Source organism: Nonomuraea sp. NPDC049625 (assembly GCF_040675285.1).
In the GTDB taxonomy this organism is placed as follows: Bacteria; Actinomycetota; Actinomycetes; order Streptosporangiales; family Streptosporangiaceae; genus Nonomuraea; species Nonomuraea angiospora_A.
This window is the reverse complement of the sequence record NZ_JBFAOQ010000004.1, coordinates 852,089-876,838: the sequence shown is the minus strand read 5'-3', so window position 1 is coordinate 876,838 and position 24,750 is coordinate 852,089. Positions and strand designations below refer to the sequence as shown.

General features: G+C 70.6%; 26 protein-coding genes. 17 read left to right on the top strand and 9 right to left on the bottom strand.

The window, feature by feature from the left end; genetic code table 11:
- Positions 1-6 precede the first annotated feature (6 nt).
- Both AB0J87_RS22440 and AB0J87_RS22435 read right to left on the bottom strand, forming a co-directional pair.
- Positions 7-1,437, bottom strand: a complete 1,431-nt coding sequence (locus AB0J87_RS22440) for an ATP-binding protein (protein ID WP_363967830.1) — start codon at positions 1,435-1,437, stop codon at positions 7-9.
- Positions 1,434-3,083, bottom strand: a complete 1,650-nt coding sequence (locus tag AB0J87_RS22435) for an FAD-dependent oxidoreductase (RefSeq protein ID WP_363967828.1) — start codon at positions 3,081-3,083, stop codon at positions 1,434-1,436. Before AB0J87_RS22435 ends, AB0J87_RS22440 begins: the two co-directional genes overlap by 4 nt.
- 78 nt (positions 3,084-3,161) lie before the next feature.
- Here AB0J87_RS22435 and AB0J87_RS22430 point away from each other — a divergent pair, with 78 nt between their 5' ends.
- Positions 3,162-3,734, top strand: coding sequence for a TetR/AcrR family transcriptional regulator (locus AB0J87_RS22430; RefSeq protein WP_363967826.1), 573 nt, complete (start codon positions 3,162-3,164; stop codon positions 3,732-3,734).
- A gap of 6 nt (positions 3,735-3,740) precedes the next feature.
- On the opposite strand, the gene AB0J87_RS22425 is transcribed toward AB0J87_RS22430, so the two are convergent.
- Together AB0J87_RS22425 and AB0J87_RS22420 are read right to left on the bottom strand one after the other, a co-directional pair.
- Positions 3,741-4,502 (bottom strand): SDR family oxidoreductase, encoded by a 762-nt coding sequence (locus AB0J87_RS22425; RefSeq protein WP_363967824.1) that lies wholly within the window; start codon positions 4,500-4,502, stop codon positions 3,741-3,743.
- 8 nt (positions 4,503-4,510) lie between these two features.
- On the bottom strand, positions 4,511-5,395 hold the full coding sequence (locus AB0J87_RS22420; RefSeq protein ID WP_363967883.1) for an RNA polymerase sigma-70 factor: 885 nt from the start codon (positions 5,393-5,395) through the stop codon (positions 4,511-4,513).
- A gap of 89 nt (positions 5,396-5,484) precedes the next feature.
- Between AB0J87_RS22420 and AB0J87_RS22415 the strand changes: the two genes are divergently transcribed.
- The gene (locus tag AB0J87_RS22415; RefSeq protein WP_363967822.1) at positions 5,485-6,159 is read left to right on the top strand and encodes a ThuA domain-containing protein; all 675 of its coding nucleotides are present in this window, start codon (positions 5,485-5,487) and stop codon (positions 6,157-6,159) included.
- Here AB0J87_RS22415 and AB0J87_RS22410 read toward each other — a convergent pair.
- Positions 6,149-6,562 (bottom strand): TIGR03668 family PPOX class F420-dependent oxidoreductase, encoded by a 414-nt coding sequence (locus tag AB0J87_RS22410; protein WP_363967820.1) that lies wholly within the window; start codon positions 6,560-6,562, stop codon positions 6,149-6,151. The genes AB0J87_RS22415 and AB0J87_RS22410 overlap by 11 nt on opposite strands.
- Positions 6,563-6,639: 77 nt before the next feature.
- Between AB0J87_RS22410 and AB0J87_RS22405 the strand changes: the two genes are divergently transcribed.
- Positions 6,640-7,527, top strand: a complete 888-nt coding sequence (locus AB0J87_RS22405; RefSeq protein WP_363967818.1) for a hypothetical protein — start codon at positions 6,640-6,642, stop codon at positions 7,525-7,527.
- Here AB0J87_RS22405 and AB0J87_RS22400 read toward each other — a convergent pair.
- Both AB0J87_RS22400 and AB0J87_RS22395 read right to left on the bottom strand, forming a co-directional pair.
- Positions 7,524-8,144, bottom strand: a complete 621-nt coding sequence (locus tag AB0J87_RS22400) for a MerR family transcriptional regulator (RefSeq protein ID WP_363967816.1) — start codon at positions 8,142-8,144, stop codon at positions 7,524-7,526. The genes AB0J87_RS22405 and AB0J87_RS22400 overlap by 4 nt on opposite strands.
- Before the next feature lie 15 nt (positions 8,145-8,159).
- Positions 8,160-9,008 (bottom strand): LysR family transcriptional regulator, encoded by an 849-nt coding sequence (locus AB0J87_RS22395; protein WP_363967814.1) that lies wholly within the window; start codon positions 9,006-9,008, stop codon positions 8,160-8,162.
- Between the two features lie 204 nt (positions 9,009-9,212).
- On the opposite strand from AB0J87_RS22395, the gene AB0J87_RS22390 reads away from it, so the two are divergent.
- From AB0J87_RS22390 to AB0J87_RS22380, 3 genes are all read left to right on the top strand, one after another.
- Positions 9,213-10,283 carry an acetyl-CoA acetyltransferase gene (locus AB0J87_RS22390; protein WP_363967812.1) on the top strand — a complete coding sequence of 357 codons (1,071 nt, stop codon included), beginning with the start codon at positions 9,213-9,215 and terminating at the stop codon, positions 10,281-10,283.
- Between the two features lie 88 nt (positions 10,284-10,371).
- Positions 10,372-10,905: an RNA polymerase sigma factor gene (locus AB0J87_RS22385; RefSeq protein WP_363967810.1), complete on the top strand. Its 534-nt coding sequence runs from the start codon at positions 10,372-10,374 to the stop codon at positions 10,903-10,905.
- A complete protein-coding gene (locus AB0J87_RS22380; RefSeq protein WP_363967808.1) occupies positions 10,902-11,798 on the top strand; it encodes a hypothetical protein in 897 nt (298 codons plus the stop codon). Before AB0J87_RS22385 ends, AB0J87_RS22380 begins: the two co-directional genes overlap by 4 nt.
- Positions 11,799-11,804: 6 nt before the next feature.
- Here the strand turns inward: AB0J87_RS22380 and AB0J87_RS22375 are convergent, their stop codons facing one another.
- A complete protein-coding gene (locus AB0J87_RS22375; protein WP_363967806.1) occupies positions 11,805-12,746 on the bottom strand; it encodes a BadF/BadG/BcrA/BcrD ATPase family protein in 942 nt (313 codons plus the stop codon).
- Positions 12,747-12,806: 60 nt separating this feature from the next.
- On the opposite strand from AB0J87_RS22375, the gene AB0J87_RS22370 reads away from it, so the two are divergent.
- The 6 genes from AB0J87_RS22370 (at position 12,807) to AB0J87_RS22345 (ending at position 18,821) form a co-directional block, all read left to right on the top strand.
- Entirely contained in the window at positions 12,807-13,676 is an 870-nt protein-coding gene (locus tag AB0J87_RS22370) for a MurR/RpiR family transcriptional regulator (protein ID WP_355201494.1), read from the top strand.
- On the top strand, positions 13,673-14,422 hold the full coding sequence (locus tag AB0J87_RS22365) for an SIS domain-containing protein (protein ID WP_350724531.1): 750 nt from the start codon (positions 13,673-13,675) through the stop codon (positions 14,420-14,422). Before AB0J87_RS22370 ends, AB0J87_RS22365 begins: the two co-directional genes overlap by 4 nt.
- A gap of 75 nt (positions 14,423-14,497) precedes the next feature.
- Complete coding sequence (locus AB0J87_RS22360; RefSeq protein ID WP_363967803.1) at positions 14,498-15,865, top strand: cellulose binding domain-containing protein; 1,368 nt, start codon at positions 14,498-14,500, stop codon at positions 15,863-15,865.
- 11 nt (positions 15,866-15,876) lie between these two features.
- Positions 15,877-17,124 carry an extracellular solute-binding protein gene (locus AB0J87_RS22355; RefSeq protein WP_363967801.1) on the top strand — a complete coding sequence of 416 codons (1,248 nt, stop codon included), beginning with the start codon at positions 15,877-15,879 and terminating at the stop codon, positions 17,122-17,124.
- Positions 17,125-18,006: a sugar ABC transporter permease gene (locus AB0J87_RS22350; protein ID WP_363967799.1), complete on the top strand. Its 882-nt coding sequence runs from the start codon at positions 17,125-17,127 to the stop codon at positions 18,004-18,006. It begins immediately after the preceding gene.
- Positions 18,003-18,821: a carbohydrate ABC transporter permease gene (locus tag AB0J87_RS22345; RefSeq protein ID WP_363967797.1), complete on the top strand. Its 819-nt coding sequence runs from the start codon at positions 18,003-18,005 to the stop codon at positions 18,819-18,821. The genes AB0J87_RS22350 and AB0J87_RS22345 overlap by 4 nt, the downstream gene beginning before the upstream one ends.
- Here AB0J87_RS22345 and AB0J87_RS22340 read toward each other — a convergent pair.
- Positions 18,811-19,785, bottom strand: coding sequence for a BadF/BadG/BcrA/BcrD ATPase family protein (locus AB0J87_RS22340; protein WP_363967795.1), 975 nt, complete (start codon positions 19,783-19,785; stop codon positions 18,811-18,813). The two genes, AB0J87_RS22345 and AB0J87_RS22340, sit on opposite strands and share 11 nt — an antisense overlap.
- 79 nt (positions 19,786-19,864) lie before the next feature.
- Between AB0J87_RS22340 and AB0J87_RS22335 the strand changes: the two genes are divergently transcribed.
- From AB0J87_RS22335 to AB0J87_RS22315, 5 genes are read left to right on the top strand one after another with little or no spacing between them, the layout of a single operon-like run.
- The gene (locus AB0J87_RS22335; RefSeq protein ID WP_363967793.1) at positions 19,865-20,734 is read left to right on the top strand and encodes a MurR/RpiR family transcriptional regulator; all 870 of its coding nucleotides are present in this window, start codon (positions 19,865-19,867) and stop codon (positions 20,732-20,734) included.
- Complete coding sequence (locus tag AB0J87_RS22330) at positions 20,735-21,469, top strand: SIS domain-containing protein (protein WP_350724543.1); 735 nt, start codon at positions 20,735-20,737, stop codon at positions 21,467-21,469.
- A gap of 19 nt (positions 21,470-21,488) precedes the next feature.
- Positions 21,489-22,901 carry an N-acetylglucosamine/diacetylchitobiose ABC transporter substrate-binding protein gene (ngcE, locus tag AB0J87_RS22325; RefSeq protein WP_363967791.1) on the top strand — a complete coding sequence of 471 codons (1,413 nt, stop codon included), beginning with the start codon at positions 21,489-21,491 and terminating at the stop codon, positions 22,899-22,901.
- The gene (locus AB0J87_RS22320; protein WP_363967789.1) at positions 22,901-23,812 is read left to right on the top strand and encodes a sugar ABC transporter permease; all 912 of its coding nucleotides are present in this window, start codon (positions 22,901-22,903) and stop codon (positions 23,810-23,812) included. Before ngcE ends, AB0J87_RS22320 begins: the two co-directional genes overlap by 1 nt.
- Positions 23,812-24,729 carry a carbohydrate ABC transporter permease gene (locus AB0J87_RS22315; RefSeq protein ID WP_363967787.1) on the top strand — a complete coding sequence of 306 codons (918 nt, stop codon included), beginning with the start codon at positions 23,812-23,814 and terminating at the stop codon, positions 24,727-24,729. Before AB0J87_RS22320 ends, AB0J87_RS22315 begins: the two co-directional genes overlap by 1 nt.
- The last annotated feature ends 21 nt before the right edge of the window (positions 24,730-24,750 follow it).

Genomic DNA, 24,750 nt, shown 5'->3' with positions numbered 1-24,750 from the left:
GTAAGGTCAAGAGACGGCGACAACCGGCTCCCGGAGCGGCAGCCGTACCTCGAACCAGGTCTCGCCCGGAACCGAGCGCACCTTGATCTCCCCGCCGTGCCGCCCGGCCACGATCCGGTACGAGATGTCCAGGCCGAGACCGGTGCCCTGACCCACGCTCTTCGTCGTGAAGAACGGCTCGAAGATCCGGTCCTTGATCGCCTCGGGCACGCCGGGGCCGGTGTCGCCGATCTCGACGATGGCCTCGTCCTCGTCGTGCGCCGTGCGGATCGTGAGCGTGCCCCCGTCGCCCATCGCGTCGAGCGCGTTGTGGATGAGGTTCGTCCAGACCTGGTTGAGTTCGCCCGCGTAGCAGGGGATGGGCGGCAGCGTGCGGTCGTAGTCGGTGGCCACCGTGATGCCCGGGGGGATCTTGCCGCGGAAGATCGCGACCGTGCTGTCGAGCAGGTCGTGCACGTCGGCCTGCTGGAACGGCGCCCGGTCCATCTGCGAGTACTGCTTGGCCGAGCCGATCAGCGACGTGATGCGCTCGGTGGCCTCGGTCACCTCGTTGAGCATCTGGGAGATCTCGATCGCCTTGGCCAGCCACTGGACCGCCGAGGGAGCGCGCTCCTCACCCACCTTGGTGCGGATCTTCTCCAGCGCCTCGGGCGTGAACCCGGCGATGACCAGCGCGGGAGCCAGGTCCCACGCGTCCTCGATGCCCAGCTCGTCGAGCGCGTCGCCCAGCTCGTCCTCGGCGTCGGACGCCTCCAGCGGGCTGCGCTGGGGCAGCTTGCCCAGGTTGTCCGTGCAGGACTCCTGCCACTCGATCATCATGCGCAGTTTCTCCGGCGGGATGCCCTCCTCGGCGAGCTGGGCGAGCTGGAGGCGCGAGGTCTTGATCAGCGAGCGCAGCTCGCTCGCGGCGCGCACCGCCGCGGCGGCCGGGTTGTTCAGCTCGTGCGTGAGCCCGGCCGTGATCGTGCCGAGCGCGGTCAGCCGCTGCCGCCGGTCGATGATCTCCCGCTGCATCCGGCCGCCCGACAGCATGCCGTCGAGCAGGTGCATCGCCATCGGGAACCACTCGGCCACGATGTAGGCGAACTTCTTGGCCGGCAGCATGAACATCCGCGTCGGCGCGGTGGTCCGCAGCGTGTGCTGGTACGTCTGCGGCGCCCGGTCGCCGAGGTAGGCGCTGGTGGCGCCGCCGTAGACGCCGGGCTGCGACGTACGGGGCATCGCCACGGTCCCGGCGCTGACCGTCTCGCTGATCATCTGGATCTCGCCCTCGAGCAGCACCGCGAAGCACTCGGCCGGGTCGCCCTGCTGGAGGATCACCTCGTCCTGGCCGAACGTGCGCACCTGGCCGCTGTTGGCCAGCTTGGTGAGCTGCTCGTCGTTCAGCCGCTCGAAGAGGAAGAGTTTGCGCAGTTCATCGATGTCGATGTTGGTCATTGCTTCTCCAAGTAGCGATGCACGAGCGCGACGGCCATCGCGCCCTCGCCGACGGCGGAGGCCACTCTCTTGATCGAGTCGGCGCGTACGTCACCCGCGACCAGCACCCCGGGCACGTTCGTCTCCAGGAAGTACGGCTCGCGCCGCAGCGGCCAGTTACGCGGCCGCTTCCCGCCCTGCACCAGGTCGGGCCCGGTCAGCACGAACCCCTTCTCATCGCGTTCGACCGTCTCGCCCAGCCACGACGTGTACGGCTCGGCCCCGATGAACACGAACAGCCACTGCGCGTCGACCGTGCGCTGCTCGCCCTTGGTCGAGAGCGTCAGCCGCTCGAGGTGGTCGTCGCCTTCACCGCCGACGACCTCCGTCTGGAGGTGCACCTCGATGTTGGGGATCGCGGCGATCTGCTCGATGAGGTAGTGCGACATGGACTTCTCCAAACCGTCACCCCTCACCAACAAGTTGACCTTGCTGGCGAATCCCGACAGGTAGACGGCCGCCTGCCCGGCCGAATTGGCCGCGCCCACGATGTACACGTCGGTGTCCTGGCAGGACGGCGCCTCCGTCAGGGCGGCGCCGTAGAAGACGCCCCGGCCCGTGAACTCGTCGAGCCCCGGCGCGTCCAGCCGGCGGTAGGTGACGCCGGTCGCCAGGATCACCGCGTGCGCGGCGATCTCCCCGCCGTCCTTGAACCCGACCACCCGCGCCTGCCCGCGCGGCTCCAGCGAGACCACCTTGCGCGCGGTCAGCAGCTCCGCCCCGAACTTCAGCGCCTGCCTGCGCGCCCGGTCCGCGAGCTGCTGACCGGAGACGCCGTCGGGGAAGCCCAGGTAGTTCTCGATCCTGGAGCTCTGCCCCGCCTGGCCGCCCGAGGAGTAGGCCTCGACCAGCACGGTCCGCAGCCCCTCCGAGGCGCCGTAGACGGCCGCGCCGAGCCCGGCCGGCCCGCCGCCGACCACGATCAGGTCGTAGAAGTCGGTGGCCGGCGTGGTCGACAGGCCCACCGCCGCCGCCAGCGTGGCCTGGTCGGGCGACTCCAGGGTGGTGCCCTCCGCGGTCACCACGAGCGGCAGGTGGCAGCCCTCGCCGGCCGCCTTCACCAGCTGCTCGCCCTCCGGGTCCTCCGACAGCATCCACCGGTACGGCACGTGGTTGCGGGCCAGGAAATCACGCACCTTGTACGACTGAGCCGACCACCGGTCGCCCACCACCCGCAGCTCGGACCGCTCGATCCGGTCCGTGCGCATCCAGGCGTCGAGCTGGCCGTCGATCACCGGGTAGAACTTCTCCTCCGGCGGGTCCCACGGCTTGAGCAGGTAATGGTCCAGATCCACCACGTTGATCGCCTGGATCGCGGCGTCGGTGTCGGCGTAGGCGGTCAGCAACACCCTGCGCGCGTACGGATACAAGTCCATGGCGGCCTCGAGGAACTCCACGCCGTTCATCTGCGGCATGCGGTAGTCGGCCAGGATGGCCGCCACCTCGTCACCCCGCAGCCGCATCTCCCGGACGGCCTCGATGCCGTCCCGGGCCGCCTCGGCGCGGACAATCCGGTATTCCTGGCCGTAGCGGCGTCTCAGGTCGCGGGCCACCGCCCGTGAGACGCCCGGATCGTCATCAACGGTAACGATGACCGGCTTGTCCATGTCTTCTCCCCACTCGTCCCTACTGGAAGCATGTCATGTGCGGGGGAGTCGGTAGGCACTCGCTCATATCATGGTCGGATGCGTACACGCGATCGCATCATCGACGCCGCCGAGCAGGCGATTCGGGAGTTCGGCATCGCGGGTGCCACCACCAAGCGTATCGCCCAGCAGGCCGGCTGCTCCGAGGCGTTGCTCTACAAGCACTTCGCCGGCAAGGAGGCGCTGTTCCTCGCGGTCCTGCTGGAGCGGCTGCCCGCGCTCGGCCCCGCGCTGGAGCGGCTGCGGAGGAGCACCGGGCAGGGCGACCTGGCCGGCAACCTGGCCGAGTTCGCGCTGATGGCGCTGGAGTTCTACACCAAGGCCGCGGCCATCGCCTCCGGCCTGCTGGCCGACCCGTCGCTCATGGCGGGGTTCAGGGGCATGCTGGCCGCCAGCGACATGGGCCCGCACCTGCCGATCCGGGCGCTGGCCGAGATCCTCCGGGCCGAGCAGCGCGGCGGCCGGCTCGACGAGGGGATCGACGCCGACGCCGCCGCGTCGATGCTGATGGGCGCCTGCTTCCACCGGGCGAACCTGACGTACTACGTCGAGCTCCCGGAGGCGGACGAGCCCTGGGCCGCCGCGATCGCGCGCACGCTGGTGCGGAAGTGACGCCCGTTACGCGATGACGCGGCTCTCGCCGCCGTCCACCAGCATCGAGATCCCGTTCACGAACGAGGCCCGCTCGCTGGCCAGGAACGCCACCACGTCACCGACCTCCTCCGGGCGGCCGACGCGCCCGATCGGCACCGCCTCGCCCCGCCGGGCCAGCCCCTCCTCGTCGCCCGCCAGCGACCGCAGCCGATCGGTGTCGATCGGGCCCGGCATCACGTTGTTGACCAGCACGCCGTCGCCGGCGACCTCGCGGGCCAGCGTGCGCACGACGCCGGCCACGGCCGAGCGGGTGGCGTTGGACAGGGCCAGGCCGTCCAGCGCCTCGCGGGCCGACCTGCTGGTGATCGTGACGATGCGGCCCCAGCCGCGCGAGCGCATCTCGGGCAGGACCGCGTACAGCAGGCGTACGGTGCCGAGCAGGTTGCGCTGGACGGCGACGTCCCAGTCGGCCAGGCTCGTCTCGTCGAAGCGGCCGGACGGGGGCCCGCCGGAGCTGGCCACCAGGATGTCGATCGGGCCGAGCACGTCACGCGTCTCCTCGACCACCCGCCTGGCCGCGGCCGGGTCCTCCACGTCGGCCAGCACGGCGTGCACGACCTTGCCGTACTCCTGCAACTGCACGACCGCCTCCGCGAGCCGCTCCGGGTTGCGGGCGGCGACGCAGACGTCGCAGCCCTCCCGTGCCAGGCTCTTGGCGGCGGCGAGCCCGATGCCCGCGCTGCCTCCGGTGACGAGGGCGACCTTGCCCGAGATGCCGAGATCCATAGGGGCGACTATAGATCGTGCGGGAGTGCCGCGACCTCTGCGTCGGGGGTGACGCGGGTGAGCTTGTCGGGGTTGAGCAGGCCGTAGATGCGCGTGATGAGGCCGTCGTGGACGTCGATCAGCACGACCTGGCGGTTGCCCGCGACCCGGGTCCAGAGGGCCGGCTGGCCGTTGAGCTCGATCAGCCGGGAGTCGGCGAAGTCGTAACGGCTGAGCAGGCCGTTGAGGAAGGCCACCACCTTGTGGCGCCCGAGGATCGGCCGCAGCGCGGCCCTGACCTTGCCGCCGCCGTCGTTGTAGGACACGACGTCCTCGTGCAGCAGCTCGGTGAGCGCCGCGAGGTCGCCGCCCGCCGCCGCGTCCATGAACTTCGTCAGCAGCTCGGTGTGGTCCTCGGCCGACGGGTGGAACCGGTCGCGCCCCTCGGCGAGCCGGACGGAGGCCCGGCGGTGCAGCTGCCTGGCGTTGGCCACGGAGATGCCGACGATCTCCGCGATCTCGTCGTACGGGAGCTCGAAGGCCTCCCGCAGCACGAACACCGCCCGCTCCGGAGGCGACAGCCGCTCCATCATGTGCAGGGTCGCGTACGAGACGGTGTCCCGCAGCTCCGCCGTGTCCAGCGGCCCCGCCTGCGCCGTCATCACCGGCTCGGGCAGCCACGGCCCCGTGTACGCCTCGCGCTTGACCCGCGCCGAGCGCAGCTGGTCGAGCGCCAGCCGCGAGACCACGGTCACCAGGAAGGCGCGCGGCTCCTTGATCTCGCTCCGGTCGGTGCCCTGCCAGCGCAGCCAGGCCTCCTGTACGACGTCCTCGGCGTCCCACATGCTGCCGAGCAGGCGGTAGGCCAGCCCGAGCAGCATGGGGCGGTGCTCCTCGAAGTCCACGATTGGCATCATGCCCGGTCACCGGCGAGGGGGCAGAAGTGGGGGCAGCCGACGGTCCATGGGTGGAAAAGCCGCGGTAAGCATGATGAGCTTGGCGGGTGGCGAGAAATCTGATCCTGTCAGGAGGCCCGTTCCACGACTTCGCCGCCACGTCGGCAGCGCTCGCGGGAGTGCTGGCCGAGGTGGGGGTCGAGTCGGAGATCACCGAGGACATCGCGGGCGCGCTGAGCGAGCCGTCGGAGGTCCAGCTCATCACCGTCAACGCGCTGCGCTGGCAGATGGACCACGACCGCTTCGCCGACCTGCGTGACGAGTGGCGCTTCGCCTTACCGGCGCAGGCCCGCACCACGCTCCTCGATCACCTCGACCGGGGCGGCGGGCTGCTGTGCATGCACTCGGCGTCGATCTGCTTCGACGACTGGCAGGGCTGGCCGCGCGTCCTGGGCGGCTGCTGGACCTGGCCCAAGTCCCACCATCCCCCGCTGGGGTGGACGGGCGTGCGGGTGCACGGCGATCACCCGGTGGTCGAGGGGCTGCGGGACTTCGACGTGGTGGACGAGGTCTACAGCGACCTCGACATCCTGCCGGACGTCGAGCCGCTGGCGTCCTCGAACGGCCAGCCGCTGGTCTGGGCGCGGCCGGTGCGGCGCGGCCGGGTGTTCTACGACGCGCTGGGCCACGACACCAGGTCGTACGACAACGAGGTGCACCGCGCGATGCTCCAGCGGGCCGCGCTGTGGCTGCTGAAGCGGCCCGTCACCATCACGGAGTGAACGACCAGCCGCTCCAGCGGGTCACGTCCACGAGGATCACGGGGCCGCCGGGCCGGTGCTCGCGATACTGGCCGTACTTGGCCGCCAGCGCGTCGAGCGCCGGCTCGCGCTCCGGCCCCTCCTCGACGACCACGGCCAGGCCGTCGGCGCGGGCCCACCACAGCCGGGCCCAGTCGTCCTCGTAGTGGTCGGCCAGCAGGCTGACCCGCGGGTTCTCCCGGATGTTGCGCACCCGTCTCAGGTCGGTGGTGGTCTTCGGCTTGTGATCGATCGCGGTCACCACCCGGTCCGCGACCACGGCGAAGGTGACGGGCACCAGGTGGGGTGTCCCGTCGCCGCTCGCCGTGGCCAGCCGCGCCACCCGCTCGCCCCGGAACCTCGCGCGGGCCCGCTCGCCGTCCATGCGCCCCATTCTCACCGCCGGCGGATCGGTCCGGAACTTACAAGACCGCATGTCGCCGACGTGGGCACGATGAGTTCATGAACGTGAACCTTTCCGCGATCCCCGGCTTCCTCGCCGGGCACGCACGTGTTCTGGACCGCCGCCGCTACGACCTGCTCATGGGCGACGGCGACGCCGCCTCCGCGCTGGGCGCGCTGGAGGCCTACCGCAACCCCGACGGCGGCTACGGCTGGGGCCTGGAGCCGGACCTGCGCTCACCCGAGAGCCAGCCGGGGGCCGCGCTGCACGCCTTCGAGGTGTTCGCGGACGTCGCGCCCGTGACCTCGCCCCGGGCCGCGGCGCTGTGCGACTGGCTGGACTCGGTCACGCTGCCGGACGGCGGGGTGCCGTTCTCGCTGCCGCTCACCGTCGGCGAGGCCACCGCGCCCTGGTGGGCGGGCGGCGACGCGGACACCTCGTCCCTGCAGATCACCTCGATCTCGGCGGCCGCCGGCCACCGCGTCGCGGCCCACGACCCGGCCGTCGCCGCGCATCCGTGGCTGGAGCGGGCCACGCGCTACTGCCTCGACGCGATCCAGGAGCTCGACAAGGCGCCGCACGCGTACGTGCTGGCGTTCGCGGTGCGCTTCCTCGACGCCGTGTACGACACCCAGCCCAGGGCGGCCGACCTGCTCAAGCGGCTGGCCGCGCACATCCCCGCGGACGGGCGGGTGCCGGTCGAGGGCGGCACCGAGTTCGAGACGCTGCGGCCGCTGGACTTCGCGCCCCACCCGGGCGGGGCGGCCCGCGACCTCTTCGAGCCCGACGTGATCGCGGCGGACCTCGTACGGCTGGCGGGACAGCAGAAGGACGACGGCGGATGGGAAGTGGACTACGCGCGCATCTCCCCGGCCGGGGCGCTCGACTGGCGCGGGGCCGTCACCGTGAACAACCTCGCACTGCTGCGCGAGAACGGCCTCGTCTAGGGGGACAGGCGGCGGGCCGACTCCGACTCCTGGGCCATGCGGCGCAGCGCCTCGAACGCCTTGCCGTACAGGACGGTGCCGAGCACCAGGGCCTCCACGGCGGCGTCGCGCGGGCCGTCGAAGGGGATGGTGTTCATCTCGACCTCGGAGACGAGCTTCTGCGCGATCTCGACGTACGGCTTCAGGTCGACGGGCAGGCCGAGCTGGCGCATCCGGACGATCGTCTGGGCCAGCTCGTCCCGGGCGGGGGCGGTGGGCGTGACGTCCCAGCCCTGGCCGGCGACGAGACGGTCCACCTCGTCGCGGGCGGTCTGCCACTCCTCGCCGGGCTCGGGCTCGACCGTGGCGCTCAGGGCGTAGTGGGCGGTGCCGAGCAGCAGGTGCACGGGGAGCGACTCGTCCTCGACGGCCTCGATGATCTTCTTGATCGAGGCGACGGGGAGCCGGCCCACTTCGAGCAGGGCTCGGATCAGGCGGAGTCTGCGCAGGTGGGAATCGTCGTACTCGGCTCTGGTCGCGGCTGTCTGCTCGCCCGGGTGCAGCAGGCACTCGCGGAGGTAGTACTTGATCGTCGGAATGGCCACACCGGACTTGGCACTGAGTTCGGAGATGCGCATCGCTAGATAATAGCGCTATCCAGAGCGGGCGAGGTGCCGGGCGGCGCTGAGGAGCTCGTGGACGTCCGTCTGGCGGTTCCAGAGGAAGACCACCTCCAGCGGCGGCACATCCTCTTTTATAGGGACAAATGCAAGTGTGTCGGGGATGGTGGTGCCCTCGTGGACGCACAGCGCGTAGCCCGCGCCTTCCTCCACCATGTTGATGACCAGGTCGTGCGTGGCCGCGGCCGGGCCGAGGCGGGGGTGGAGGCGGTGCCGTACGAACCCCTCCAGGAAGCGGCGGGCCCCGGCGACCGCGTCGGACTCCGGCATCACCAGCGGCTCGCCCGCCAGGTCCGCCAGCGACAGCGCCTCGTACGACGCCAGGGGGTGATCGCGGTGGAGCAGGGCACGCACCGGGAAACGGTGGACCAGCATGCGGGCCACCCCCCTGGGCAGCGAGCCCGGCGCGTAGCCGAGCCCCGCCTGCAGGGTGCCGTCCGCGATGGAGACGATCTGCTCGGCCGTCCCCATGGGGGCCACGCGCAGGTTGGAGGTCTGGAGCTGGGAGAGCAGCCGGGCCACCACGTCCGCCAGCCCGTCGGCCACGCCCAGGCGCGCGGTCGTGACCCTGTTCCTGGCGGCGGCCACGGCGCGGTCGAAGGCGTCGACCGCCACGGTGGCCTGGGCCAGGAAGGCCTCGCCCGCCTCGGTCAGCTGCACGCCGCTGGACGACCGGCTGAACAGCTCGACGCCGATCTCCTTCTCCAGGGCTCTGAGCTGCTCCGACAGCGTGGGCTGTGCGATGTGCAGCGCGGTGGCGGCGCGGCGGAGACTGCCCGCGCGGGCGATCGCCATCGCGTACCGGACGTAACGTAGATCCATCCCTCACCTCAGCGTGATGATGGGCTTATCGGTTGATCACTCCTCCGTATTACAAGAGGACCTGCCTCCCGTGAAGATATTCAGTTATCCACTGGTGGCGACATTTCCGGATTGGATGTGTTTGCCGAGCAAGCGCTTGTCTCCAGCTGCTGGCGCGGGCTAGCGTGCGTCTACAGAGCGGGCCATGGACGCGGGAGGCGGCGGATGCAGCCGTTTGCGGGGTTGGCGGCGGTGGCCGGGGTCGGGATGACGGCGCTGACCAGGGAGTCCGGACGGAGCGAGCTGGAGCTGGCTGTCGAGGCGTGCCGGGCGGCGTGCGCGGACGCGGGCATCGGGCCGCGTGACGTGGACGCCGTGCTCAGCTACCACCTGAACGACTCCGCCCCCGTCGTCCAGGTCGCGCGGGCCCTGGGCATCGAGCGGCTCGGGTGGCACAACGACATCGCCGGGGGAGGCACGCAGGCGGCGTCGATCCTGGGCGACGCGGCGATGCTCATACACGCCGGGTTGGCGCGAAATATCGTGGTCTATCGGGCGCTCAACGGCCGCTCCGGCAAGCGCATGAACACCGTCTCCACCGGCCCCCAGGAGCGTTTCACGTACGGGCTGGCGGGCCCGATCCCGCTGTTCGCTCTGGCCGCGACCCGCTACCTGCACGACACGGGCCTCACGGAGGAGCACCTGCACGCGGTCGTCGCCCAGTCCAGGGAGAACGCCAAGGCCAACCCCCGGGCCCTGCGCCGCGAACCCCTGGAGCTCGCCGACTACCTCGCCCGGCCGTACGTGAGCACCCCCCTCCGCACGGTCGACTGCTGCCAGGAGACCGACGGGGCCTGCGCCCTCGTGGTCAGCGGCGTGCTCGACGGGCCGCGCGTGCGGGCGGTCGTCCGCGGAGGAGGCCCCGGCTGCTCGTCGATGGACCGCGCCCCGGACGTCACCGCGATCTTCTCGGCGTACGTGGCGCCCATGCTCTGGGAGGCGTCCGGGCTGCGGCCGTCGGACGTGGAAGTGGCGCTGCCGTACGACGCCTACTCGTGGCTCGTGCCCCGGCAGCTGGAGGACTTCGGGCTGGTCGAGCGCGCGGACCTGGGGCCGTACCTGCTGGAGCGCCGGCACGCCTGGGTGAACCCGCACGGCGGGCTGCTCTCGGAGGGCTACGTGCACGGCCTGAACAACGTGGCCCAGGCCGTCAGGGAGCTGCGTGAGGGGCGTGAGGTGGCCCTCGTGACGGGGTTCGGGGGCAGCTACGGGAGCGCCGCCCTGCTCCTACGGTGAAAAATCGGCTGAAATGCTCATGAGGCCTCCGACATGTACGGGGTGATCCGATCCCGACGACCGAGGAGGCCGACCATGGGGACCGCCCGTGGATGACGACCGGAAAAACCGGTTCGAGGCCGTTTACCAGCAGACGTACGAGCACATACTCGGCTACGCCATGCGCCGCTGCGACTCGCCGGAGGACGCGGCGGACGTGGTCGCCGAGACGTTCGCGATCGCCTGGCGCCGCATGGACGCGCTGCCGCCGGGCGGCGCGTCCAGATTGTGGCTGTACGGGGTGGCCAGGAACGTGCTGGCCAACCACCGCCGCGGCCAGGCCAGGCACCGGAACCACAGCATGGAGCTCGACGCCGACCTCGCCGACCTGTACGCGCACTCGCCCGAGACCAGCGTCGAGCTGGGCGCGATCGCGCGGGCGTTCGAGCAGTTGTCCGAGGACGACCGGGAGCTGATCTCGCTGGTGGCCTGGGAGGGCCTGGACCGGGCCCAGATCGCCACAGTGCTCGGCTGCTCGCGCAACGCCGTCCGCATCCGCCTCCACCGGGCGCGCAAGCGCTTCTCCAAGGCGCTGGCCGCGGCGGGCGTGACCGTCAACTACCTGATCATGGAGTCCGCGTGAACGAGTTGCAGCACCTCGCCAGGGTCCGCGACGAGGATCTGGCGGGCCAGGCGTCCGGCGCGGGGGCGCGGGCGCTCCTCTCCTCGATCACCTCCGAGGAGCCCGCCGCCGAGCCCGCCCGCCGTCGGACCCCTCGGTGGCGTACCCGCCTGGCCGTGGGCGCCGTGGCCGTCACCGGGCTCGCCGCGGCCGCCGTGATCGCCCCCGCCGTCCTCGGCCCGCGCGGCCCCGCCACCTCCTACGCCAGCTCCGCCATCGACATCGAGCTGCGCGGCGACATGTACGTGGCCACCATCAAGGACCCGTTCGCCGACTACGCCAAGTACACCGAGGGCTTCAAGGCCGTGGGCCTGAACGTGAACCTGGAGGTCGTGCCGGTGTCTCCCACCCAGGTGGGCCAGATCACGGGCATGCGGCTGAGCGGTCGGCTGGCGCCCAACGGCCAGTCCATCACCAACGGCACGTCGCCCGAGGGCTGCGCGTTCGGCAGTGCGGGCTGCGCGATGACCGTCGAGGTGGCCCGCGGCTGGACCGGCTGGGCCTCGGTCCGGCTGGGGCGGGCGGCGCGGCCGGGGGAGAGGTACCAGAACTGGCGCTCGGCCATGAAGAAGGGCGAGATGCTGGCGGGCTACCGCGCCGACGGGAAGACCGTGGGCGAGGTCATGGCCGAGGTTCGCCGGCGCGGCCTCGAGGCGGTCTTCCAGATCATCACCCCCGCGCCGGACAACGACGGCTACGGGGTGGACCCGAAGCAGCAGTCGGCCGAGGTCGGCGACGACTGGATGGTCTGGGAGGTCCAGTCGGAGAAGGCCGGCGTCGTGCGCCTGATGGTGACCAAGGAACGACTGCCGAAGAACCCCGTCTACGGCGACACGAAGATCCTGGACGAGTAGCCGGGATCAGGTGGTGAAGGCGGCATGCCGGGCGCGTGCCTCGGCCTCCGGGAGCAGGTCCCGGGCCGCCAGCCAGGCCGCCGCCCCCGCCGGGTCCCCCGCCGTGACGGCGTCCGCCAGGAGGTCGTGGACCGCTCGCTGGATCGGGCCCTCCGACGTGAGCACGCCGCCTGCGAGCACGATGGGCAGGCCCGGCTCGTGCACACGGGCCGCGGTGCCCGCCAGCCGGGCCGCGGCCTCGGCGACGAGGGCCCGCGCGACCGGGTCGCCCGCCTCGGCGGCCCGGCTGACGAGGGGCGCCAGCTCGGCGAGCGCCAGCGGCGGCCGGGCGTGCACCGCCGCCGCGAGCTGCGCGACCGGATCCTCGCCCACGCCTTCGGGCAGCAGCTGCCGGACGACGAGGTCCCTCAGCAACCCGCCCCCGGCGCTTCGAGCGGTGAGGGCGGTGAGGGCGGTGAGGGCGCGGACGGTGGCGCGGGCGGCGGCGTGGCCGAGCCAGAAGCCCGAGCCCTCGTCCCCGAGCAGCCACCCGTACCCGTCGGCGGTCGCCGTCTGCTCGTGATCGGTAATTTTTGCCGCGATCGCCCCCGTCCCCGAGATCAGGACGGTGCCCGACGGCGAGGAGGTGCCGGCCGCGAACGCGGTCACGGTGTCGCCGACGACCCGTACCGGCAGGCCCTGGGGGAGGAGCGGGCGCAGGACGCGCCCGGCCAGCTCCCGGCACGCCGCGGGATTCCCCGCCAGCCCCATCACCACCGTGCTGACGTGCGGTAACGAGGATGATGCCGCCTCCTGGACGGCGGCGGTCAGGTGCGCGCAGGCCCGGTCCATGCCGAGCGTCACCGGGTTGGCGCCGGGCGCGTGCCCTCGCCCGACCGGCGCCCCGTCCACCGTGAACAGCGCGGCCCGCGACGAGGTGCCGCCCGCGTCGACCCCGAGTACCAGCATGTCAAAAATTATTGCCCAAATGCCTTGACGACGCCAGATCCTGGTCATAATTTTCATCGCGTGGAACTACTCAACCGCATCGAGGCCGAGCAGCGTGACATGCCCGAGGCGCTGCGCAAGGTGGCCGAGGTGATCCTGGCCGCGCCCGCCGAGGCCGCCCGGCTGACCATCGTCGACCTGGCCGAGCGGAGCGGGACGTCCACGGCGACCATCACGCGCTTCTGCCGCGCTCTCGGCTTCACCGGGTACGCCGAGCTGCGCGTGGCCGTCGCCACCGAGACCGGCCGCAAGGCCCAGCAGACCTGGCACACCGACATCGGCCAGGAGATCCTCCCCGACGACAGCCTCGACAAGGTGCTCGGCGTCGTGTCCGGCAACGACATCCGCCTGATCCAGGAGACCGCCGACCAGCTCGACCTGGCCGTGGTGGACAAGGCCGCCCAGGCGGTGGCCAGGGCCGGGCGGGTGCTGCTGTTCGGCGTGTCGAGCAGCGCGGCGGTGGCCAGCGAGATGGAGTACCGGCTGCAGCGCATGCGCGTACCGACCTGGAGCAGGTCCGACGCCCACAGCGCGCTGACGGACGCCGCGCTGCTCGGACAGGGCGACGTGGCGATCGGGATCTCGCACAGCGGCCGGACGCGCGAGGTCATCGAGGTGCTCGCGGAGGCGAGCAGCCACGGCGCGATCACCGTGGCCGTCACCTCGCAGCCGCGCTCCCCGCTGGCCGAGGTGGCCGAGCTGGTGCTGACCACGGCCAGCCGCGCGACGAGCTTCCGGTCGGAGGGGTTCGCCGCGATCCACTCGCAACTCCTGGTGCTCGACGTCGTGTACGTGTCGGTGGCCCAACGCACGTACGAGCGCACCAGGCAGGCATTCGACGTGACTGTCCGGGCGGTGGCCGGACATCGGCTCCCGGAAGGGGATTTATGACAGTAGATCCAGCAAAGTTCGCTCAGCACATCGCCGACCTCGTCCGGACGATCCCGGAAGATCCGGAGATCGCCCGAGCCGCCGGCCTCTTCACCAAGGCGGTGAGCGCGGGCGGCGTCATCCAGGCGTTCGGCTCCGGCCACTCGGAGGCCGTCGCGATGGAGATCGCCGGCCGCGCCGGCGGCCTCGTGCCCACCAGCAAGCTCGCGCTCAGGGACCTCGTCCTGTACGGCGACGCCCCCCGCTCCGAGCTGGACCGCTACGACCTCGAACGCGACCCGTCCGTCGCCCGCGCCATCCTCGACCTGGCGCCCGTCCACCCCGGCGACCTGTTCGTCATCATCTCCAACTCGGGTGTCAACGGCGTGGTCGTCGAGCTGGCCACGCTCGTCAAGCAGCGCGGTCACGACCTGATCGCGATCACCTCGCGCGCCCACGGCGAAGCCGTCGCGTCCCGCCACCCCTCGGGCCGCAAGCTTCTCGACCTGGCCGACGTCGTCCTGGACAACCGGGCGCCCTACGGCGACGCCGTGCTCCCCCTGCCCGACGCGGGCGCCTCCGTCGGAGCCGTCTCCACCATCACCTCGGCGCTGCTGGCCCAGCTCGTCGTGGCCCAGACCGTACGCAACCTGCTCGAAGCGGGCGAGGTGCCGCCGGTCTACCTGTCGGCCAACGTCCCCGAGGGTGACGCCCACAACCTCAAGCTGGAGGCGCTGTACGCCGGTCGCATCCGGCGCGGCGCCTGAGTCCTCCGCAAGCTGTCACGAGCTCTGTTCGGCATGCCCGGATTCCGGGGCCGGACCTCGCAAGGAGAACCCCCCATGTACCGAAATATCGGAAAAGTTGTCCTCTCCTTAGCTCTCCCTCTCGTCCTCGTCGTCGTGGCCCTGGTCGCCCCGGCCAGCGCCCAGCAGTCCGTACGCCTCCAGTACCGCACCAGCGCTCCCGGAGCCACCACCGCCCAGGCCGAGCCCTGGCTCCAGCTCTTCAACGACGGCACCACCACGATCCCGCTCAACCAGGTCAAGATCCGCTACTACCTGACCGGCACGGAGACCTACCGCTTCGCCTGCTCCTGGGCCGTGGTGGGCTGCTCGACGGTGACCGGGCAGTTCGTCCGCCAGTCGGGCGCCGACCAGTACCTGGAGGTCGGCTTCACCTCCGGCAGCCTGGCCCCCGGCGCGAACACCGGCGACCTGCAGCTGCGCTTCTACCGCGCGGACTGGCAGACGTTCACGCAGAGCGACGACTACTCCTACGGGTCCAACACCGCCTACACGAACTGGGACAAGGTCACCGTCCACGTCAACGGCCAGCTCGCGTGGGGGCGGCCGAACGGCACCGAGCCCAGCCCCACTCCCACTCCCACTCCCACTCCCACGGTCCCCCCGACGGGCTCGGCGGGGGTGCTGTTCGACGACTTCACGTACACGGGGTCGAGCGACCCGCGCCTCGCCCAGCGCGGCTGGACGGTGCGCTCCAGCTCCGGCGGCCCCGGCGTGCCCGGCGCCACCTGGTCGCCCTCGGCGGTCTCGTTCCCCGGCGGCCTGCTGACGCTCGACTCCACCACGAACGGCACCGCCGCCGGCACCGTCCAGACCGAGCTGTCCACCGCGAACCGCAAGTTCTTCGAGGGCACCTACGCCGCCCGGGTCCGCTTCAGCGACGCCCCGGCCAGTGGCCCCGACGGCGAGCACGTGGTGCAGACGTTCTTCACCATCACCCCGCTGCGCTACAACCTGGACCCCGACTACGGCGAGCTCGACTTCGAGTACCTGCCGAACGGCGGCTGGGGCGAGCCGTCCAACATCCTCTACACCACCAGCTGGGAGACCTACCAGGCCGACCCGTGGCAGGCCGTCAACACCCACACCGAGGAGCGCGCGAGCTTCGCCGGCTGGCACGACCTCGTGATCCAGGTCTCCGGCGGCCGGATCAGGTACTACGTGGACGGCCGCCTGTTCGCCGACCACGGTGACATCTACTATCCCGAGACGCCCATGTGGATCATGTTCAACCAGTGGTTCATCGATCTTCAGGCCGCCACGGGGACGCGTACGTACCGGCAGCAGGTGGACTGGCTCTACTACAGCAAGAACGAGGTCGTCCCGCCCGCCGACGTCACCGGCCGCGTCGCCTCCCTGCGCGCCGCCGGCACCGCCTTCACGGACACCGTCCCCAACCCGTGACAAGGATCGCCATGAAGAACCGCATCCTGGCCCTGGCGGCCGTGTTCGCGGTGGCCGCGTGCGGCGCCGCCGAGGAGCCCAAGACGTCCGCGGGCCCCGCCAGGCTGACCGTCTGGATCATGGACGGCAGCGTCACGCAGGACCTGCTGAAGAAGTTCGAGACCGAGTACGAGGCGGCGCACAAGGGCGTGGACCTCGACATCCAGATCCAGGCGTGGGACGGCATCGGCGAGCGCGTCACCGCGGCCCTGGCCAGCACCGACGCCCCCGACGTGATCGAGGTGGGCAACACCCAGGTCGCCCAGTACTCGGCCAGCGGCGGTGTCACCGACCTGACCGGCAAGGTCGCCGAGCTCAAGGGCGAGGACTGGCTGCCGGGCCTGGCCCAGCCGGGCAAGGTCGACGGCAAGCAGTACGGGATCCCCTGGTACGCCGCCAACCGCGTGGTCGTCTACAACAAGGACCTGTTCGCCGGGGCCGGCATCAAGGAGCCCCCGAAAACGCGGGATGAATGGCTAAATATCACCGCAAAACTAAATAAAAACGGAAATCAGGGTATCTATCTGACCGGGCAGACCTGGTACGCCCTGGCCGGCTTCATCTGGGACGAGGGCGGCGACCTGGCCGTCCAGGAGGGCGGCAAGTGGAAGGGCGCCCTCGACACCCCGCAGGCCCTGGCCGGCATGGACTTCTACAAGCGCCTCCAGGCCCTCGGCAAGGGCCCCAAGGACGCCGACGAGGCCAACCCGCCCCAGCACGAGGTCTTCGCCCAGGGCAAGGTGGCCCAGATCATCGCCGTCCCCGGCATCGCCGCCCGCGTCCTGGAGGTGGACCCCAAGCTGAAGGACAAGATGGGCTTCTTCACCATCCCGGGCAAGACGGCCGACAGGCCCGGCACCGTCTTCACGGGCGGCTCCGACCTGATCGTCCCGGCCGCGTCCAAGCGCCAGGAGGCGGCGTACGAGCTGGTCAGAGCCCTGTCCGGGGAGCAGTTCCAGACCGAGCTGGCCAAGACGATGAGCTTCGTGCCCAACCGCACCTCGCTGGCCGGCGTGCTGGACGGCGACGAGGGCACCGCGGCCATGGCGAAGGGCGCCGCGGGCGGCCGCGCCACCCCGAACACCCCCAACTGGGCCGCCGTCGAGGCCACCTCCGTGATCAAGCAGTACATGACCGCCGTGCTCACCGGCGCCGACCCCGCGACGGAGGCGAAGAAGGTCTCGGAGTCCATCACCACGACCCTGAACAGCGGGTCCTGAATGCGCGGCACCAGGAGCCCGTGGCCCTACCTGCTCATCGCGCCCACGGTGGCGGGCGGGGCCTTCCTCCTGCTCTACCCGATGCTCAAGGCCGCGGTGATCTCCTTCCAGCACTTCCGCATGGGGGAGCTGATCAGGGGCGGCGCGGCCTTCGCCGGTCTGGACAACTACGCCGAACTGCTGGCCGGCGAGGAGTTCTGGCGGGTGCTGTGGCGCACGCTGGGGTGGACCGCGATCAACGTGGTGCTGATCGTGGTCCTGTCCACCGGCGTGGCGCTGATGCTCGCCCGCCTGCGCCGCGGGCTGCGCCTGGCCCTGATGAGCGCCCTCGCCCTGGCCTGGGCCACCCCGATCATCGCCGCCACGACGGTGTTCCAGTGGCTGTTCCAGTCGGAGCTCGGCGTGGTGAACTGGCTGCTGGTCGCGCTCGGGTTCGACTCCTTCCGCGGCTACCCGTGGTTCGCCGACGGCACGGCCACGTTCGCCGTGCTCGTGGTCCTCGTCGTGTGGCAGTCGGTGCCGTTCGCCGCTCTCACCCTCTATGCCGGGCTGACCACCATCCCGGTGGAGCTGTACGAGTCCGCCCGGATCGACGGCGGCACCGGCCGGCAGGTCTTCTGGAAGGTCACCCTGCCGATGCTGCGGCAGCTGTTCGCCCTGGTCGCCTCGCTGGAGGTGATCTGGGTGGCCAAGTGTTTCCCGCAGATCTGGGTGCTCAGCCAGGGCGGCCCGGACGGCGCCACGACCACCCTTCCGGTGTACGCGTTCAAGATCGCCCGGGTGCTGCACCGGTACGACCTGGGCTCGGCGGTCGCCATGCTCACCGTCGTCATCCTCGCCGTCGCCCTGGTCAGCAACCTGCGAAGGATGGTCCGCCAGTGAAGAGGCTGACGCTCAACGCGGCCGCGGTCGTCGTGCTCGTGATGACGATCTTCCCGGTCTACTGGATGTTCCTGACCGCGTTCAAGCCGACCGGGGAGATCCAGGCGGCCACGCCGACGTTCTGGCCGGCGCACCCGACCCTGGAGCACTTCGTGACGGCGGTGAACGCGCCGGGGTTCTGGACCTACTGGCGCAACAGCTTCGTCGTCACCGTGGTCGCGGTGCTGGTCGCGCTGGTGACGGCGCTGCTGGCGGCGTTCGCGGTGGCCAGGATGCGCTGGCGGGGGAGAGGGGCGTTCGTGATCGCGGTGTTCGCGGCGCAGATGGCGCCGTGGGAGGCGCTGCTGGTGCCGGTGTTCATCATCGCCAGGGACACCGAGCTGCTGGACTCGCTGGCGATGCTGACCGGCGTCTACTTCATGATCACGTTGCCGTTCACGATCGTGACGCTGCGCGGGTTCCTGGCCGCGATCCCGCCGGAGCTGGAGGAGGCGGCGCAGGTGGACGGGTGCGGCCGCCTGGCCGCCTTCCGGCGGGTGGTGTTCCCGCTGCTGGCGCCCGGGCTGATGGCTACGTCGCTGTTCGGGTTCATCACGGCGTGGAACGAGTTCGCGTTCGTGAACGTGCTGATCATCAAGGACCAGGACAAGCGCACGCTGCCGGTGTGGCTGTCGTCGTTCCGCGACGTCTTCGGCACGGACTGGGGCGCCACGATGGCCGCCGCCAGCCTGTTCGCGCTGCCCGCGCTGCTGCTCTTCCTGTTCCTGCAGCGCCGGGTGGGCACCGGGATGACGGCGGGGGCCGTCAAGGGCTGACGGCGGTGAACGCGGCGTGCAGGGCCTTAGCGCCCGCCTCCGGGAGCAGGTCCCGGGCCGCCAGCCAGGCCGCCGCGCCCGCCGCGTCCCCCGCGGTCGTGACGTTCTTGTCCGCCAGCAGCTTCACCACCGCCTGGCGTACCGGACCCTCGCTGGTGAGCACGCTTCCGGCGAGCACCACCGGACCGGACACGTGTACGCGTCCGAGCGTGGCGACCAGGCGCTCGGCGGCCTCCCGCGTGACCTGGAGCGCCGCCTCGTCGCCTGCCTCGGCCGCCTGGCTGACCAGCGAGGACAGCGCGGCCAGCCGCATGTGGTCGGCCTGCGCCAGCCGTACGATGCGGTCGGCGACGGCACGCGGCGCGGCGGGTCGGTCGTCGCCGAGGAAATGCTCGACCACGAGCTCGGCCAACATGCCGCCGCCCTTGATGCGGTCGTCGGGCGGGACTGGCATGCCGCGGTCCAAGACCTCGACCACCCCCTTGACGGCCTGGCGGCCGATCCAGAAGCCCGACCCCTCATCACCCAGCAGCCAGCCCAGCCCGTCGGCGATGGCGTCGAGCCGGAAGTCCACGATCCTGGCCGCCACCGCCCCCGTGCCCGACAGCAGCAGCGAGCCGTCGGGCTCCGGCGAGCCCGCGGCGTAGGCGATCGGCGTGTCGCCCATGTAGCGCGGCCCCTCCGCGATGCCGTGCCCGGCCCAGACCTTCGCCAGCTCGGGCACCATCTCCGCCACGTGCCCCGCCACCCCGGTCAGCGACGCCACGACCCGCCGGCCGTCATGCGTCCCCAGCGCCTCACCGAGCGCGGCGGCCACGTTGGCCACCGCCTTGCCCAGCCCGTGAGCAGTGGGATTGCCCGCGCCGGCCCGGGCGTAGCCGACCCTGGTGCCGTCGAGCGCGTGGACGGCGACCCGCGTGGACGTGGCCCCGGCGTCGACACCGACCACTAGCGATTCAGTCACGGTCCGAGTCTGGGGGTTGACGCGGACCGGAAGCAAGAATAATTTTCGCCAGAAGACCGGGTATTCGGAAGGAATATTCGTGACTTCAGGAGCGCTTGGGCGCGTCGAAACAGAACTACCCGGTTTGCCGGAAGCTTTGCGCAGGGTCGGCGAGGTGATTCTCGGCGATCCTGCCGAGGCGGCGCGTTCGACCATCATCGCGCTCGCCGAGCGGGCCGGCAGCTCGCCGGCGACCGTGACGAGGTTCTGCCGGGCGTTCGGCTTCTCGGGGTACGCCGAGCTGCGCGTCGCGCTCGCCACCGAGACCGGCCGGGCCGCGCAGGCGGGGTGGGGAGCGGGCGTCGGCCACGAGATCGGCCCCGACGACCCGCTCGACTCGGCCATCGAGGTGATGGCCGCCGCCGACGCCAGGCTCATCCAGGACACCGCCGCGCAGCTCGACCTCGACATCGTCGCCAAGGTGGCCGACGCGATCGTGGCCGCGCCGCGCGTGCTCCTGGTCGGCGTCTCCACCAGCGGTAACGTCGCGGCCATGTTCGAGGGCCGGCTGCGCCGCATCGGCGTGCCCGGCTGGAGCGCCGGCGACGCGCACGTGGCCCTGTCGGAGGCGGCCCTGCTCAAGGACGGCGACGTGGCCATCGGCATCAGCCACCGGGGCCGCACCCGCGAGGTCATGGAGGCGCTGGCCGAGGCCGGCAGCCACGGCGCGCTGACGGTCGCGGTCACCTCCTTCGCCCGCTCGCCGCTGGCCGAGCTGGCAGACCTGGTGCTGACCACGGCCAGCAGGGAGACCACGTTCCGGCTCGGCGGGCTGGCCGCCGTCCATTCGCAGCTGTTCGTGCTGGACGCCGTGTACGTGGCGGTGGCCCAGAGCACCTACGAACGCACCAACGAGGCGTTCGAGCGCACGATCAGCGCCGTGGAGAGCCATCGGGTGGAGAGAGGCTGAATGACGTACGCAACCGAGGTCCTCGATCTGGCACGCCAGGTCACGGAGAGCCAGGCCGAGCCGGTACGGGAGGCGGCCGCGCTGATCGTGGCCTCGATCCGGGCGGGCGGCGTGGTCAACGCGTTCGGCTCGGGGCACTCCGAGGCCATCGCCATGGAGATCGCCGGACGGGCCGGCGGCCTCGTCCCCAGTAACCGCCTCTCGCCCAGGGACCTCGTCCTGTACGGAGGCCACGCGCCCGGCGTGCTGACCTCCGAGCTGGAGCGCGACCCGGCCATCGCGCACGAGATCTACGACCTGGCGCCGGTGGCGCCGCAGGACGTGTTCGTGCTGATCTCCAGCTCCGGCGTGAACGGCACGGTCGTCGAGCTGGCCACGCTCGTCAAGGAGCGCGGGCACCCGCTGATCGCGCTCACCTCGGTCAAGCACAGCACTCAGATGACCTCGCGCCACCCGTCGGGCCGCAAGCTGCTCGACCTGGCCGACGTCGTGCTGGACAACGGGGCGCCGTACGGCGACGCCATTCTCGAGCTGCCCGGCGGCGGCACGTACGGAGCCGTGTCCACGGTCACCTCCGCGCTGCTCGCGCAGATGGTGGTCACCCGGGCGGTGGACGAGCTCGTGGCCATGGGCGAGACGCCCCCGATCTACATGTCGGTCAACGTGACCGGCGGCGACGAGCACAACAAGGCGCTGGAGAGCCGCTACGCAGGCCGTATCCGACGCGGATCATAGACAAGTCAGGAGCAGTCATATGCCCAACACCCCCCATATCAGCCGACGTGAGCTCCTTCGCGGCGCCGCACTCGTACCCGTGGCGGGGGCGCTGGCCGCCTGCGCCACGCCGGCCGCCAAGCCCACCGCGTCGTCCTCGGCGGCGCCGGTCGCGACCAGCGCGGCCAACCCGTTCGGCATGGCGGACAACAAGCCGCTGGAGGTGTGGATCTTCGACGGCGGCTTCGGCCAGGACTACGCCAAGAACATCCACCAGCCGCTCTTCAAGAGCAAGCACCCGAACGTCGAGATCAAGCACAGCGCGACCAAGGAGATCACCAAGGTCCTCCAGCCGCGCTTCGCCGGTGGCAACCCGCCGGACGTGATCGACAACTCCGGCGCCAACGCCATGGACTTCGGCGCGCTCGCCCAGGACGGCCAGCTCCAGGACCTCACCCCGCTGCTCGACGCGCCCAGCTGGGACGACCCGAACACCAAGGTCCGCGACACCATCGACCAGGCCGTCATCGACCTCGGCACGTACGACGGCACCTTCAGCGTGCTCGGCTACGTGAACTACATCTTCGGCATCTGGTATTCGCAGAAGGCCTTCCGCGACAACGGCTGGGAGGCCCCGAAGACCTGGGACGAGTTCCTCAAGCTCTGCGAGACCATCAAGAAGTCCGGCAAGATGGCGCCCTTCACCTACGCCGGGAAGTTCCCGCAGTACCTGTACGAGCCGCTGCTCACCATGGCCGCCAAGATCGGCGGCGCCGAGGTGCTCGTCAACATCGACAACCTCGAGGACGGCGCCTGGAAGAGCGACGCCATGAAGACCTCGGCCACCGCCTGGGCGGAGATCGGCGCCAAGTACCTCATGGAGGGCACCGCCGGCCTCGACCACGTGCAGACCCAGACGGCCCAGAACAAGTACAAGGTCGCCATGCTGCCCTCCGGCTCCTGGCTGGAGAACGAGCAGAAGACGACCACCCCGGCCGACTTCGAGTACGGGATGTTCCCGATCCCCGACTTCGGCAGCTCGGACAAGCTGCCGTACGGCACCCTGCACAGCCAGCCGAGCGAGAACTTCATCGTGCCCTCCAAGTCCCCCAACCCGCAGGGCGGCATGGAGTACCTGCGGGCCATGCTGTCGAAGAAGGCGGCGGGCGACTTCAGCGAGATGGTCAAGACGGTCTCCGTGGTCAAGGGCGCGGGCGAGGGACGGCAGCTGTCGCCGGGCGCCGAGAGCGCGACCAAGGCGTTCGCCGCCGCGGGCACGAACGTCGTCTACTACCGCTGGCAGACCTGGTACGCCCAGCTCAAGGACGAGGCCATCGCCGCCACCGGCGAGCTGATGACCGGCGGGCTCAAGCCGGACGCCTACCTCGAGCGCCTGCAGAAGAAGGCCGACGAGATCAAGAACGACTCCTCGATCAAGAAGTACAAGCGCTGATGATGTTCAACAGGTATCGCCGCGGGCTGTTCATCACCTCGTTCCTGGCAGCCCCGGTGATCCTCTACCTGGTCTACGTGATCTCGCCGTACATCCAGGCGTTCTACATCGCGATGACCGACTGGCGCGGCGTGACGGCCACGCCCACGTTCATCGGCCTGGACAACTTCAAGCGGCTCTTCGGCGACGGCACGTTCTGGAAGGCCGTCACGCACAACGGCGCGCTGCTCGTGCTGCTGCCGCTGATCACGATCGTCATCGCCCTGTTCTTCGCCTTCCTCCTCAACGTGGGCGGCGCGCAGGGCACGTCGGGGATCCGCGGGTCGAAGTTCTACCGCGTGGTGTTCTTCTTCCCGCAGGTCCTGGCCGTCGCGGTGGTGGCGGTGCTGTTCCAGCAGGTGTTCCGGCCGGACGGCAGCGGCATGCTGAACGGCCCGCTGATGGCGCTCGGGGTCAAGCCGATCGGCTTCCTGTCCGATCCCGACGTGGCGTTCTGGTCGGTGCTGGGCGTCATGGTGTGGCAGGCGGTCGGCTTCTACGTGGTGCTCTTCTCCGCCGGCCTGGCCTCCATCCCCAGGGACATGTTCGAGGCCGCACAGATCGACGGGGCCGGCCGGGTGAGCCTGTTCTTCCGCATCACGCTGCCGCTGCTCTGGGACACCGTCCAGGTGGCCTGGGTCTATCTGGGGATCGTGGCGCTGGACGTGTTCGCGATCGTCTGGGTGATGACCGACCAGCACGGCGGCCCCGACTGGTCGACCACGGTCATGGCCGCCGAGATCTACCGCAACGCGTTCCAGTACTTCCGCTTCGGCTACGCCTCGGCGCTGGGCGTGATCATGTTCCTCTTCACCGTCGGCTTCGCGATCCTCTCGCTGCGCCTCTCGCGGCGCGAACGAATCGAGTACTGATGACAACGATGATCTCGTGGACGGCGGCGACGTCCCGGAAGATCGCCCGCCAGGAGCGCAAGCGGCGGCTCGGCCCGCTCGGCGTGCTGACGCATGTCGCGCTGCTGGTCTGGGCGCTGCTGGTGATCGTGCCGATCCTGTGGACGTTCCTGGCCTCGGTCAAGAGCGAGGACGAGATCTTCGGTGACGCCTGGTCGCTGCCGGCCACGCTGCACTGGGACAACTTCGCCAGGGCCTGGGAACAGGCGCACATCGGGCAGTACATGCTCAACAGCGTCATCGTCGTGGCGTTCAGCACGTTCGGGACGATGCTCATCGGGTCGATGGCGGCGTACGTGCTGGCGCGTTATCCCTTTCGCGGCAACCGGGCGATCTACCTGCTCTTCGTCTCGGGTCTGGCCTTTCCCGTCTACCTGGCCCTGACCCCGCTCTTCTTCGTCGTCCAGAACATGGGCAACGTGCCGCTCATCGGCCCCTTCATCGGCCTGAACACGCACGCGGGCCTGGTCCTGGTCTACATCGCGTACTCGATGCCGTTCACGGTCTTCTTCCTGTCGGCGTTCTTCCGCACGCTGCCCACGGCGGTGGGGGAGGCTGCGATGGTGGACGGCGCGTCGCACACCCGCGTCTTCTTCCAGATCATGCTGCCGATGGCCAAGCCGGGCATCATCAGCATCACGATCTTCAACATCCTGGGCCAGTGGAACCAGTACCAGCTGCCCCTGGTGTTGCTGCAGGAGCGCGACAAGTGGGTCCTCCCCATGGGCATCGCCGACATCTCCACCGCCGCCGGATACGACCAGGACTGGTCGGCCCTCTTCGCCGCCCTGACCCTGGCGATCCTGCCGATGCTGGCGGTCTACACGGTCTTCCAACGTCAGATCCAGAGCGGCCTGACCTCTGGAGCCCTCAAGTAGCGGGGGCTTAGGCTGCGGGGT